The sequence below is a fragment of the Georgenia deserti genome (assembly GCF_042680605.1).
In the GTDB taxonomy this organism is placed as follows: Bacteria; Actinomycetota; Actinomycetes; order Actinomycetales; family Actinomycetaceae; genus Allobogoriella; species Allobogoriella deserti.
The window spans coordinates 181,171-194,082 of sequence record NZ_JBHUEE010000001.1 but is presented as its reverse complement, the minus strand read 5'-3'; the positions used below and the strand labels follow the sequence as shown (position 1 = coordinate 194,082).

Annotated in this window: 12 protein-coding genes; 1 reads left to right on the top strand and 11 read right to left on the bottom strand. The window is 70.8% G+C overall.

All coding sequences use genetic code 11. The annotated features are described in order from the left end of the window. Positions 1-33: 33 nt before the first annotated feature. The 10 genes from ACFSE6_RS00975 to ACFSE6_RS00930 all read right to left on the bottom strand — a co-directional run bounded on the left by ACFSE6_RS00975 (position 34) and on the right by ACFSE6_RS00930 (position 9,028). A complete protein-coding gene (locus ACFSE6_RS00975; RefSeq protein ID WP_388001837.1) occupies positions 34-207 on the bottom strand; it encodes a hypothetical protein in 174 nt (57 codons plus the stop codon). A gap of 4 nt (positions 208-211) precedes the next feature. Then, on the bottom strand, positions 212-1,228 hold the full coding sequence (locus tag ACFSE6_RS00970) for a trypsin-like serine peptidase (RefSeq protein WP_388001836.1): 1,017 nt from the start codon (positions 1,226-1,228) through the stop codon (positions 212-214). Positions 1,229-1,502: 274 nt separating this feature from the next. Further along, positions 1,503-2,111, bottom strand: a complete 609-nt coding sequence (locus ACFSE6_RS00965; RefSeq protein WP_388001835.1) for a response regulator transcription factor — start codon at positions 2,109-2,111, stop codon at positions 1,503-1,505. Next, positions 2,108-3,271: a sensor histidine kinase gene (locus ACFSE6_RS00960; RefSeq protein ID WP_388001834.1), complete on the bottom strand. Its 1,164-nt coding sequence runs from the start codon at positions 3,269-3,271 to the stop codon at positions 2,108-2,110. Before ACFSE6_RS00960 ends, ACFSE6_RS00965 begins: the two co-directional genes overlap by 4 nt. A gap of 7 nt (positions 3,272-3,278) precedes the next feature. Next, the gene (locus ACFSE6_RS00955; protein ID WP_388001833.1) at positions 3,279-4,040 is read right to left on the bottom strand and encodes an ABC transporter permease; all 762 of its coding nucleotides are present in this window, start codon (positions 4,038-4,040) and stop codon (positions 3,279-3,281) included. Next, positions 4,037-5,014 (bottom strand): ABC transporter ATP-binding protein, encoded by a 978-nt coding sequence (locus ACFSE6_RS00950; protein ID WP_388001832.1) that lies wholly within the window; start codon positions 5,012-5,014, stop codon positions 4,037-4,039. The genes ACFSE6_RS00955 and ACFSE6_RS00950 overlap by 4 nt, the downstream gene beginning before the upstream one ends. 100 nt (positions 5,015-5,114) lie before the next feature. After that, positions 5,115-6,233 carry a bifunctional 2-methylcitrate synthase/citrate synthase gene (locus ACFSE6_RS00945; protein ID WP_388001831.1) on the bottom strand — a complete coding sequence of 373 codons (1,119 nt, stop codon included), beginning with the start codon at positions 6,231-6,233 and terminating at the stop codon, positions 5,115-5,117. Positions 6,234-6,286: 53 nt separating this feature from the next. After that, a complete protein-coding gene (gene prpB / locus ACFSE6_RS00940; protein ID WP_388001830.1) occupies positions 6,287-7,180 on the bottom strand; it encodes a methylisocitrate lyase in 894 nt (297 codons plus the stop codon). Continuing rightward, positions 7,180-8,727 (bottom strand): MmgE/PrpD family protein, encoded by a 1,548-nt coding sequence (locus tag ACFSE6_RS00935; RefSeq protein ID WP_388001829.1) that lies wholly within the window; start codon positions 8,725-8,727, stop codon positions 7,180-7,182. The genes prpB and ACFSE6_RS00935 overlap by 1 nt, the downstream gene beginning before the upstream one ends. 130 nt (positions 8,728-8,857) lie before the next feature. Beyond that, positions 8,858-9,028, bottom strand: a complete 171-nt coding sequence (locus tag ACFSE6_RS00930; protein ID WP_388001828.1) for a CsbD family protein — start codon at positions 9,026-9,028, stop codon at positions 8,858-8,860. A gap of 187 nt (positions 9,029-9,215) precedes the next feature. Here ACFSE6_RS00930 and ACFSE6_RS00925 point away from each other — a divergent pair, with 187 nt between their 5' ends. Then, positions 9,216-9,992: a glutamine amidotransferase gene (locus ACFSE6_RS00925; protein WP_388001827.1), complete on the top strand. Its 777-nt coding sequence runs from the start codon at positions 9,216-9,218 to the stop codon at positions 9,990-9,992. Positions 9,993-10,163: 171 nt separating this feature from the next. Here ACFSE6_RS00925 and ACFSE6_RS00920 read toward each other — a convergent pair whose 3' ends face one another. Beyond that, complete coding sequence (locus tag ACFSE6_RS00920) at positions 10,164-12,743, bottom strand: ATP-dependent Clp protease ATP-binding subunit (protein ID WP_388001826.1); 2,580 nt, start codon at positions 12,741-12,743, stop codon at positions 10,164-10,166. Positions 12,744-12,912: the final 169 nt, after the last annotated feature.

Here is a 12,912-nt window from a genome sequence, read left to right as displayed (position 1 = left end):
TCCCGGCCGACGAGGCGCGGCGGCTTCTCACCATCAGGAAGGCGCGGAACTCGCTTCCGCCTCGTCGTCCTCAGGACTCTCGCCGCCCGCCTCCCAGCCGGGGCGCTCGAGCCTGCGCGGCACGGCGGCGTCCCGGGTCGCGGCGTCGAAGTGCGCCCGCTGGTCGTCCGGGTCGTCCTCCAGGTCCTGCCGCTCGACGCCGTTCACGCGCTCACTCCTGCGCGGTGAGGTAGGTCTCCTCGATGGCCGAACCCCAGTACGGCCCGAACATCGTGCCCGGGACGTCGGTGTAGCCGAAGCTGTTCACCGAGTTCTGCATGCCGGAGCTGTCGGTGCCGAGGAACCACGGCCCGCCCGAGGAGCCGCCGGTCATGTCGCACTCGATGCCCTGGGAGTCGGACTGGCCGTACGGGTCCGGGCCGGCCTGGCCGGCGCAGGAGACCAGGGACTGCCCGTCGTACGGGCTGGCGGCGGGGTATCCGTAGGCGGTGTAGAACTCCCCGGTCGGCTGGTTGAAGGCCACGCCGGAGGCGCCGACGGTGTCCGTCAGGGTGCTTCCCTCCTCCGAGTCGACGACGGCGAAGCCGGTGTCGTGGGAGATGTCGCCCTGGTCGGTCCAGGCCGACGGCGCCAGCAGTGACGTCGCGGCCCACTCACCGTAAGGGGCGTTGCCGTTGTCGTAGGCGGGGACGAAGATCCAGCGGGTGGCGAACTCGCCCGGGCCTTCGTTGACGCAGTGACCGGCGGTGGCCACGGTCGACTCGTTGCCGGAGACGACGGCGTTGCCGGAGCAGACGTAGTCCTGGCCGCCGAGGGTGAAGAACACCTTGCCGATGTGCGGCACCGGCGCCTCGGCACTCGCGCGGTCCGGCCCGTTGCCGTGACCACCGCCCTGGACCTGGCCGTGGCCCTGACCGTTGCCGCTGCCCTGATCACCTCGGTCGCGGCCGGCCTGCGGCCCGTGGCCCGGGATGGCGCGTGGCGTCCCGGAGGCGACCGGCGAGGGGGCGGCGGCACGCTCCGCGGCCGGGACGTCGGCAGGCGCCGCGGCACGCATGCGCTCCGGCGTCCAGTAGGCCTCGGCCGCCGCAGCGTCGGCCGCGGCGACCTCGTGCTCGGCCGGCGTCTCGCGTTGATCGGCGCCGGCGGACGGAACTCCGACGAGCAGCATCGCCGATCCTGCGGCGGCGGCCCCGAGCCAGGTGCGGACGGACGTGCGGTGCGACATCGATAGCCCCTTCGAGCGTCGTTGCTGGGCCGTCGACGGCCCCCCTTCGCCCGCTCACCCAAGCAGAATCGCCCCGGAAAAGGAATAGGGACGCGCTGGGTTCTTTATCCCGCCATGACCCCGCGAGCTCATGGACCGGCTGCCGCGCACTTCTCGTCATGACGAGTTGGACGAGGCGCTGACAAGCCGCGATATGGCGATCATCCGCCGGTCACGCGCGCTCCTGGCGGCGTCGGCGTTCCTCCACGAGCTGCTCGGCTGGCGGCCGCCGGTCTCATAGCCAGCCGTTGCGCTGCGCGGCGCGGGCCGCTTCGACCCGGTTCGAGGTGGCGGTCTTGCCGATCGCCGAGGAGAGGTAGTTGCGCACCGTCCCGGGTGAGAGGTGGACCCGTGCGGCGACGTCGGCGACGGGCGCGCCGTCCAGGCATTCGCGCAGCACCTCGCGCTCGCGGTCGGTGAGCGGATTGGCGCCACCGGCCAGAGACTCGGTGGCGAGGGCAGGATCCACCACCCGCAGGCCGGCATGGACCTTGCGCACCGCCTCGGCGAGCTCGCCCGCCGGGGTGTCCTTGACGACGAACCCGCTGGCACCGGACTCCAGAGCACGCCGCAGATAGCCGGGCCGTCCGAACGTGGTGACCATGATCGACCGCGTGCCCGGCAGTTCGCGTGTCAGTTGTCCCGCGACCTCGATGCCGTCCAGGCCCGGCATCTCGATGTCCAGCAGGCACACGTCCGCGCCGGAGACCCGGGCGGCCTCGAGCACCTCGTCGCCGGAGCCCACATCCGCGACGACCTCGAGATCGGGTTCGAGACGCAGCAGGGCGGCGAGCGCGCCGCGGACCAGCGCCTGGTCGTCGGCGAGGAGAAGTCTGATCGTCACAGGAGGACCTCCAGTCGGGTGCCCGGGCGGCCCGGACGACTCGCCGGTGCGCCGTCGGCCGTGTCCAGGATGAGCCGGCCGCCGGCGGCCGCGACCCGCTCCCGGATGCCGCACAGTCCGGTCGACTCACGCGAGCCGCCCAGGCCGACGCCGTCGTCGGTGACCTCGAGGCGGCCGGGACCGAGCCGGACCGCACAGGTGGCGGCCTGGGAGTGCCGCACCACGTTGGTGACGGCCTCACGCAGTACCCAGGCGAGGACCAGCCGGTGACGGGGGTCGACGACGTCCGGCCCGTCCGGCATGTCGGCGGCGATGCCGGCGTCGTCGAGAGCGGACCGGGCGGCCGCCAGCTCGTCGCCGAGCCGCGCGACACGCAGCCCAGCGACCGTCGCACGGATCTCGGCCAGCGACTCTCGCGTCACCGCACGCAGCTCGGCGAGCTCCGCCTTGGCGGCGGCCGGGTCGGCGTCGACGAGACGTTCGGCGAGTTCGGCCTTCATCGTCACCACCGTGAGGCTGTGGCCGACGACGTCGTGGACGTCCCGGGCCACCCGCTCGCGTTCGCCGACGATGTCCAGCTCGCGCTGGAGCCGCTCGTGCTCGCCCTGCTGCTCGTCGATCCACCGGATGACCCCGGTGAGGAAAGCGACGCCGAGGTTGATGACGAGGAAGAACCACAGTTGTGAGGCGTCCCCGACCACGATGATCGCCACGGTGACGCCGAGCCAGCCGAGCACCATGACGAACGCGCGGCGCAGCGGCTGGCTGAACATCGTGAAGGCGAGCAGGAACGTCGTCGTGCCGGTGGCGCTCGGGCCGATGAGCAGCCCGGAGAGGATCGCCAGGGCGCTCAGGCCCGCGAGGACGGTGAAGGAGAACCGGCGCGCCTCGGCGCCCGGCTCGAGCTGGTACAGCCGCCGGAACCCGTACACGTACGTCGCCGCGAACGCGACGATCGCGGCGACCCCGGCCACCCGCCACGGCACGGGGCGGCCGGACTGCACCACCTCGACGATGGGAAAGGCGAGGAAGACGAGCCAGACCACGCCCATGATCCACGCGAACCGTGCCCACGGCGGAGGTGGTTCGCGGCGCTCGAACCCGAGCGCGGGTACCTCGGCGGGCACGTCCGGCTGTTGGCGGTCGGGGTCCTCACTCATGGTGGGCTCATTGTCGCCCGCGGCCCCGCCGGACGAGGAGGACGGCGCCGGCACCGAACACGGTGCCCCATGCGAGCAGGTTGGCCAGCGGGATCCAGAGCGGGTCGGTCCCGGCCGCCGCGCCCGTGGTGCTGACGATCTCCCCCTCGGTGAGCGGGTAGCGCGCCAGGGCGACGTAACCGTAGAGCGGGGTGAACTTGGCGAGGGTGAGCATGCCGCCGGAGAGCGGGAAGAACACCGATCCGAGGAAGGCGAGGATCACCAGGGAGCCGCTGGCGGCGCCGATGGCGGCCTCGGTGCGGAACAGCAGCCCGGCCGCCAGGCCGTACAGCGCGAACACGGCGGCGCCGCCGATGACGACGAGGCCGCTCAGCAACCAGGCGGCGGCCGAGCCCTCGGCGCCCGTGACCGAACCGAGCAGGTAGATGAGCGCCACGGGCACCAGCGCGATGAGGAAGGCGACGAAGGCCTTGATGGTCACGTACTCACGGTCGGACATGGGGGTGAGCCCGAGCTGTCGCCCCCACCCCTGCATGCGTTCGACGGCGGCCATCCCGCCGATCCCCGTGGTCGCGGTGACCGCTCCGAAGGCGGCCATCGCGATCATCGTGTAGAGCGCGGCGTTGCCGTTGCCGACCGCCTGGTCTCCGTAGTCCATCGAGACCCCGAAGATGAGGTACATGAAGGCGGGCAGGACGGCGACGAAGAACATGCTGACGTAGTCCCGGGCGACGCGTCGCAGCTCGATGGCGGCGTAGGTGAGGTTCATCGTGCGGTCTCCTCGATGAGCTGGTCGGCCTTGTCGGTATCGGCGGGCGCGCGGCCGTGTCGGTCCTCGGTGAGCGCCGCGAAGGCGTCGTCGAGTGAGCGGGAGGTGATCTCCACATCGCGGGCGCCCAGATCGGAGAGCAGGACGCGGGCGACGGCGTCGGAGTCGGTGGTGTGGATTGTCACGCGGTCGCGCTCGCGCCGGAGGTGCTGGACGTGCGGGAGCCTGCGGAGCGCGTCGTCAGCGCCGGAGTCGGGCAGGTCGGCCGCGACGCGGCGGCCGGAGACCCGGTTGCGGATCTCGGAGGTGGTTCCGTCGGCGACGATGTGCCCGTGCGCCATCATGACGATGCGCTCGGCGAACGCGTCGGCCTCGTCCAGGTAGTGGGTGGCGAAGACGACCGTGCGCCCGTTCCGCGCGTCCTTGCGCATCGTGTCCCAGAACTCGCGGCGGGCGGTGACGTCCATCCCGGCCGTCGGTTCGTCGAGGACGAGCAGGTCCGGATCCGGGAGCAGGGCGAGGGCGAACCGGAGCCGTTGCTGTTCCCCGCCGGAGCACTTGGAGACCCTGCGGCTGGCTAAGGCCTGCAGCCCGGCCTGGCGCAGGACGTCGTCGACCGGGGCCGGTTGCGGGAAGGTCGAGGCGACCAGCCGGACCGTCTCGCGCACGGAGAGATCGCGCAGCAGGCCGCCGGTCTGCAGCACGGCCGAGACCCGGCCGGCGGCGACCGCGCTGCGTGGCCCCGTGCCGTGGACGCGCAGGTGACCGCCGGTGGGGTCAGTGAGCCCGAGGACCATGTCGAGTGTGGTGGTCTTGCCGGCGCCGTTCGGCCCGAGGACGGCGACGATCTCGCCGCGGCCGATCCGCAGGTCGAGCCCGTCGACGGCGGTGACCGGCTGTCCGCTCCGGGGGCGGAACTGTTTGGTGACGTCCCGCAGCTCGACGGCGGCGGTGTCCTGCTCTGTGGTGACCATGAGGCCACACTCCCGCCCGACCGGCCGCAGCAGTATCGCTCGCGGTCATCGGTCCCGCATGACAGGTGTCATGCGGGACCGCTCGCCGCCCCGCGCGGGGTCAGGTCAGGTGGCGTTCGTCCGGACCGTCGTACTCACTCAGCGGCCGGATCAGGGCGTTGTCCGCCGCCTGCTCCATGACGTGCGCCGTCCACCCCACCACCCGCGAGGCCACGAACAGCGGGGTGAAGGTGGCGGTGTCGAAGCCCATGAGGTGGTAGGCCGGGCCGGACGGGTAGTCCAGGTTCGGCAGGATGTTCTTCCGTTCACCCATCGCGGCCTCGAGACGGGTGTAGAGCTCGAGCAGGTCGGGCCGGTCGTAGTGCTCGACCAGCCGGTCCAGGGCCGCCTTCATCGTCGGCACGCGCGAGTCGCCCGTCTTGTACACGCGGTGGCCGAAGCCCATGATCTTCCGCTTGCTGGCCAGCGCATCCTCGAGCCAGGCCTCCGCGTTCTCCGCCGAGCCGATCTCCTCGAAGACGTGCATGACCGCCTCGTTCGCACCGCCGTGCAGCGGCCCCTTCAGCGCACCGATCGCGCCGACGACGGCGGAGTAGAGGTCGGCCATCGTCGAGGTGATGACGCGGGCGGTGAACGTCGAGGCGTTGAACGAGTGCTCGGCGTACAGGATGAGCGAGACGCGGAAGGCGTCGACCACCACGGGCTCGGGCACCTGACCGAACGTCATGTGCAGGAAGTTCTCCGCGTACCCGAGCTCCGGGTCCGGTGGCACGAGGTCCTGGCCGCGGCGGCGCCGCTGGTCGTAGGCGACGACGGCGGGGACCTGGGCGAGTAGCCGGACCGCCTTGGTCAGGCTCGCTTCCTCGGTGGCCTCGTCCGCGTGCGGGTCCTGGGCACCGACGAGCGAGACCGCGGTGCGCAGGACGTCCATCGGATGCGCCGTCGTCGGGATCCGGTCGATGACCTCGCGCAGCTCGGGCGTGAGCTCGCGGCCGGCCCGCTCGGACTCGCGGAGTCCGGCGAGTTGGTCCGAGGTCGGCAGCTCGCCGTGCCACAGCAGCCAGGCCACCTCCTCGAAGGAGCACCGTTCGGCGAGCTCCTGGACGGGATAGCCCCGGTAGAGCAGCGAGTTGGTCTCCGGGTTGACCTTGCTGATCGCCGTCGTGTCGGCGACGACGCCGGCCAGGCCTTTGCGGATCTCGGGGGCGGTCTCGCTCATGTCTCGCTCCTTCGCGGCAGGGATGGTCCGTGCTCGTCTCGGCAGGGTGGTGCTCAGGGTTCGTAGGTGAAGATCCCGGTGTCGAACGTGTTGTACCCGGCGTAGTCGACGAGTTCGTACAGGCGGGAGCGGTGCTGCATCGCGGGTACCTCCGAACGCAGGGAACCTTCCGCCGACAAGGTGTCGAGCGCCCGCTCCGCGGCGCCCATGGCGACCCGGAGCAGGGAGACGGGGTAGATGACGATCCGGACACCGGCCGAGATCAGCTGCTCCGTCGTGAACAGGTCCGACTTGCCGAACTCGGTCATGTTGGCCAGGACCGGCACATCGACGGCGGCGGCCACCGCTTCGAACTCGGACAGGTCGGCCATCGCCTCGGGGAAGATGGCGTCCGCGCCCGCATCGACGAAGGCCTTGGCCCGGTCCACGGCGGCCGGCAACCCGTCGACCGCCCGGATGTCGGTGCGGGCCATGATCAGCAGGTTCTCGTCCCGTCGGGCATCCGCCGCGGCCCGGACGCGCCGGAGCGCGGTGGCGGCGTCGACCACCTGCTTGCCGTCGAGGTGCCCGCAGCGTTTCGGGTTGACCTGGTCCTCGATGTGCAGGCCGGCGACTCCGGCGTCCTCGAGGGTCTGCACCGTCCGCGCCACGTTCATCGGCTCACCGAAGCCGGTGTCCGCGTCGACGAGCGCCGGCAGGTCGGTCATCCGGGCGATCTGCGCGCTCCGGCCGGCGACCTCGGTCGCCGTCGTGAGGCCGATGTCCGGCAGGCCGAGATCCGCGGAGAGCACGGCACCGGAGATGTAGACGCCCTCGAACCCCTTGTCCTGGATGAGCCGGGCCGAGAGGGGGTTGAACGCGCCGGGGAAGCGGAGCAGGTCTCCGCCGGCCAGGCGCCGGCGCAGGTCCGCGCGCTTCTGGCTCGGTGAGGTGCCGGCGTAGAGCATCAGAAGATCCCTCGCGGAACCGTCACGCTCTCGAGCAGGCGGGGCGGGGCCACCACGGTCAGCTCGCCGAGTTCGTCCGCGCCGAGGTCGGGAAGGCGTTGGACGAGGTCGAGGAACCGGACGGTCTCGGCGTCGTCCAGGACCCCCTCGGCCAAGGTCCGGAACTTCTCCACGTACTGTTCACGGGCGAAGGGACGGGCGCCGAGCGGGTGGGCGTCCGCGACCGCGATCTCCTCGACCACGCGGCTGCCGTCCGTGAGCGTGATCTCCATCCTCCCGCCGTACGCCTTCTCCGCGGGGTCGGTGGAGTGGTACCGGCGCGTCCACTCCGGGTCCTCCGCCGTCGTGATCTTCCGCCACAGCGCCACGGTGTCGGGCCGCGCCGCCCGTTCCGGCGTGTAGGAGTCCACGTGGTGCCAACGCCCGTCCTGCAGGGCGACCGCCACGATGTACGGGATGGAGTGGTCGAGCGTCTCGCGAGAGGCTGCTGGGTCGTACTTCTGCGGGTCGTTCGCGCCGGAACCGATGACGTCGTGCGTGTGGTGGCTGGTGTGGATGACGATCGACTCGACCCGCTCGGGATCGGTCAGCTCCGGGCGCTCGCGGTGCAGACGGCGCGCCAGGTCGATGAGGGCCTGGGACTGGTACTCCGCGGAGTGTTCCTTCGTGTAGGTCTCGAGGATCGCGCGCTTGGGCTCGCCGGGGCCGGGCAACGCCACCTGGTAGGCGGCCTCCGGGCCGTCGAGCAGCCAGGCGATGACACCGTCCTCGCCCTCGTAGATCGGGGTGGGCGAGGTTTGTCCCCGCATCGCCCGGTCCACGGCCTCGACCGCCACCTTGCCGGCGAAGGCCGGGGCGTAGGCCTTCCACGTGGAGATCTCGCCCTTGCGGGACTGCCGGGTCGCGGTCGTCGTGTGCAGGGCCTGCCCGACGGCGTGGACGATGGTCTCCGCGTCGAGCCCGAGGAGCGTCCCCAGGCCCGCGGCCGCCGAGGGACCGAGGTGGGCCACGTGGTCGATCTTGTGCCGGTGCAGGCTGATCGCCCGGACCAGGTCCACCTGAATCTCGTACCCGGTGGCGATGGCTCTGACGAGGCGGCGGCCGTCGAGCCGGCCACCGTCGACGCGGCGGCCCGCGTCCGCAGCGACATGCTGGGCGACGGCGAGGATCGGCGGGATGTTGTCGCCGGGATGGGAGTACTCGGCGGCGAGGAACGTGTCGTGGAAGTCGAGCTCGCGCACGGCCACGCCGTTGGCCCACGCCGCCCACTCCGGGCTCACCCGCTGATCGGCGACGACGCCGACGACCGTGCTGCCGGGCCGGTACGGGTGCGCGAGAGCTTGGGCGCGGGCGGCCGCGGGCGGCTCGCGGAGCAGCGAGGCGGTCGCGACGGCGACGTTGTCGATGATCCGGTTGATCACCATCTCGGTGACGTCGGGCTCGACCTCGACAGGATCGGCGGCCACCTGCGCGATCTTCCAGGCGAGCTGTTCCTCGCGGGGCAGGTGGGCACTGGAGGGATGGACCCGGACGTCGTGCGAGATCACCCGACGAGCCTAACGGCGACATGACGATCGGTGCGTTCCGGCGGGTCGGGTACGCGACAGCGAACGCAGGCCGGACATGTAAGCGGCCCCGCGGGGATTCCGCGAGGCCGTGCACGTGTCAGGGATCGCTCTACTTGAAGGCGTCCTTGACGTTCTCGCCGGCCTGCTTGACGTTCGCGCCGGCCTGGTCGGCCTTGCCCTCGGCCTCGAGCCCCTCGTCGTCCTTCGCCTTGCCGGTGGCCTCCTTGAGCTTGCCCTTGGCCTCCTCGGCGGCGTTACGTGCCTTGTCCTCGATACCCATGTCGACCTCCTTTGCTGCGGTCCGACCGTTGCCGGTCGCTGACGGTCTCGACGCTAGGCACCGGTGGTCGCGCCCGCACTCCGGGGGCGTGTCCGCACGGACGGGCGGGCAGGCGGGCCGGACCAGGATGTGAGATCTGCGCGGTGGTGGTGCGCGTGGGGCAGCCGGGATCGGCTTGACTCACCTCATGCCCAAGCCGTTTCTGCTGCTCGCCTCCCGCGGCGAGGACCTCGCGGCGGACGACGAGTACGCGTCGCTGCTCCGCCTCGGCGGCCTGCGCCCGTCAGAGTTGACGCGGGTGCGGATGGAGGCCGGGCCGTTCACGCCGCTGGACCTGGACGACTACGCGGGCGTCATCCTCGGGGGCAGTCCGTTCACGGCCTCTACACCGGAGGATCTCAAGAGTGCGGGCCAGCGCCGGGTCGAGGCGGAGCTCGGCGGTCTGTTGGATGAGATCCGGAGGCGGGACATCCCGTTCCTCGGGCTGTGCTACGGGGTCGGGACGCTCGGCCGGCGCGCCGGCGGGGTCGTCGACGGCACCTACGCGGAACAGACCTCCGCCGTCGAGGTCCGGGTGACCGACGCCGGGCGTCGGGACCCGCTGCTGCACGAGCTGCCTGCCCGCTTCCCCGCCTACGTCGGGCACAAGGAGGCGTGCACCGTGCTGCCGGCCGGGGCGACGCTGCTGGCGGCCTCGGACACCTGCCCGGTCCAGATGTTCCGGCTCGGCCACCACCAGTACGTCACCCAGTTCCACCCGGAGATGGACCAGGCGGCGATCGTCACCCGGATCCAGGCGTACCGGACTGCCGGCTACTTCCCGGCCGAGCAGATCGACGACGTCGTCGCCAGGGTCTCGGCCGCCGACGTCAGCGCGTCGCACGAGGTTCTCCGGGCTTTCGTCCGCCGCTACCGCGCTCGGGCCGAGGACTCGGCGTCGCTCGAGGTCACCACCGCCGCCTGACCCCACCCGCCGAGAGCGGACATCTATGCCGTGAGCGGACGTTCAAACATCCGCTTTCGGCGTGATCGTCCGCTCTCGGCAGGACAGAGACCAATGGCGGGGTAGAGACAACGACGGCGGAGGCGATCACTCGCCTCCGCCGTCGTCTCGATGTGCCGCTCGGGCGCCCGATCAGCCGCCCGGCTGGAGCTGCCCGCCGCCGCCGGCGCCGCCGGCCGGAGGTGCGGTCGGCAGGTCACGCTGCTCGACCGTGGTGCCGGACGCCCCGACGCCCACCGGTTCGGGCTTGGCGATCTCGTCGACGTCCACGCCGGTGAAGGTGAACTGTCCGAGCAGTCCCTCCCCCTCGGCGTCGACCACGACCTTCTGGCCTGCCTTGACGTCGCCGAACAGGATCTTCTCGCTCAGCACGTCCTCGATCTCACGCTGGATGGCGCGACGCAGCGGCCGGGCCCCGAGCACCGGGTCGTACCCGCGCTCGGCCAGGAGCTCCTTGGCGGCCGGGGTCAGCTCGATCGTCATGTCCTGGTCCCGCAGCCGCTCGTCCAGCCGCGCGATCATCATGTCGACGATCTCGATGATCTCGGCCTCGGACAGCTGCGGGAAGACGATGACGTCGTCGACGCGGTTGAGGAACTCCGGCCGGAACTGCACCTTGAGCTCCTCGTTGACCTTCGTCTTCATCCGGTCGTAGCTGTTGGACAGCTCGCCCTGTGCCTGGAAGCCGGTGAGCAGCCCCTTGGCGATGTCCCGGGTACCGAGGTTGGTGGTCATGATGATGACGGTGTTCTTGAAGTCCACCATCCGACCCTGGGAGTCGGTGAGGCGACCGTCCTCGAGGATCTGCAGCAACGAGTTGAAGATGTCCGGGTGGGCCTTCTCCACCTCGTCGAACAGCACCACGGAGAACGGACGGCGGCGCACCTTCTCGGTGAGCTGGCCACCCTCCTCGTAGCCGACGTAGCCCGGGGGCGAACCGAACAGCCGCGAGACGGTGTGCTTCTCGGAGAACTCCGACATGTCGAGCTGGATGAGCGCGTCCTCGTCCCCGAACAGGAACTCGGCGAGCGCCTTGGCGAGCTCGGTCTTCCCGACGCCGGTGGGGCCGGCGAAGATGAAGGAGCCGCCGGGGCGCTTGGGGTCCTTCAGGCCCGCGCGCGTGCGCCGGATCGCCTGGGACAGCGCCTTGACGGCCTGCTCCTGGCCGACGATCCGCTTGTGCAGCTCCTCCTCCATGTGCAGGAGCTTGGAGGACTCCTCCTCGGTGAGCTTGAAGACCGGAATGCCGGTGGACATCGCCAGCACCTCGGCGATCAGCTCCTCGTCCACCTCGGAGATGGCGTCGAGGTCACCGCTCTTCCAGGCCTTCTCCCGCTCGAGTCGGCGCTCGCCGAGGTTCTTCTCGTCGTCACGCAGACGCGCGGCGCGCTCGAAGTCCTGGTCGTCGATGGCCGACTCCTTCTCGCGGCGGACCTCGGCGATCTGGTCGTCGAGTTCACGCAGCTCTGGCGGAGCCGTCATGCGGCGGATGCGCAGGCGCGCGCCCGCCTCGTCGATGAGGTCGATCGCCTTGTCCGGCAGGTACCGGTCAGAGATGTACCGGTCGGCCAGGTTCGCGGCTGCCACGAGGGCCTCGTCGTTGATCGAGACACGGTGGTGTGCCTCGTAACGGTCACGCAGACCCTTGAGGATCTCGATGGTGTGCGGCAGCGAAGGCTCGGCCACCTGGATGGGCTGGAACCGGCGCTCCAGCGCAGCGTCCTTCTCGATGTGCTTGCGGTACTCCTCGAGCGTGGTGGCACCGATGGTCTGCAGCTCACCACGGGCCAGCATCGGCTTGAGGATGCTCGCGGCGTCTATCGCTCCCTCGGCTGCTCCTGCGCCGACGAGCGTGTGGATCTCGTCGATGAACAGGATGATGTCGCCGCGGGTGCGGATCTCCTTGAGGACCTTCTTGAGGCGCTCCTCGAAGTCACCGCGGTAGCGGGAGCCGGCGACCAGCGACCCGAGGTCCAGGGTGTAGAGCTGCTTGTCCTTGAGGGTCTCGGGCACATCGCCGCGCACGATGTCCTGGGCGAGACCCTCGACGACGGCGGTCTTGCCGACGCCGGGCTCACCGATGAGGACGGGGTTGTTCTTGGTGCGCCGGGACAGCACCTGCATGACACGCTCGACCTCGAGCTTTCGCCCGATGACCGGGTCGAGCTTGCCGTCACGGGCAGCCTGGGTCAGGTTGCGGCCGAACTGGTCCAGGACGGCGGACCCGGACGGCTGCCCCTCGGCGGGGCCGCCGGACGTTGCGGGTTCCTTGCCCTGGTAGCCGGACAGCAGCTGCATGACCTGCTGGCGCACACGGTTGAGGTCTGCGCCGAGCTTGGTCAGGACCTGGGCGGCGACGCCCTCGCCCTCCCGGATCAGGCCGAGGAGGATGTGCTCGGTCCCGATGTAGTTATGGCCGAGCTGCAGGGCCTCGCGCAGCGACAGCTCGAGGACCTTCTTGGCGCGCGGCGTGAAGGGGATGTGACCCGACGGGGACTGCTGTCCCTCGCCGATGATCTCGGTCACCTGGACACGTACAGCCTCGAGCGAGATGTCGAGGGCCTCGAGCGCCTTGGCGGCGACGCCCTCACCCTCGTGGATCAGGCCGAGGAGGATGTGCTCGGTGCCGATGTAGTTGTGGTTGAGCATCCTCGCCTCCTCCTGGGCGAGGACGACCACGCGACGGGCACGGTCGGTAAATCGTTCGAACATCTGCACTCCTCACTGGCTTCCCGCCCGGCGGCTACCGCGGCAGCAGCCGGTCTGGGCGGCGTTCGTCAAGGCTAACGGCGCCGGGCGGCGGGATCTGCCCGTGTTCGCCACCGGCGTGAACCGGAGGCGATGGCGCCGGCCAAGTAAAGCTCACTTGACACTGGCGTTC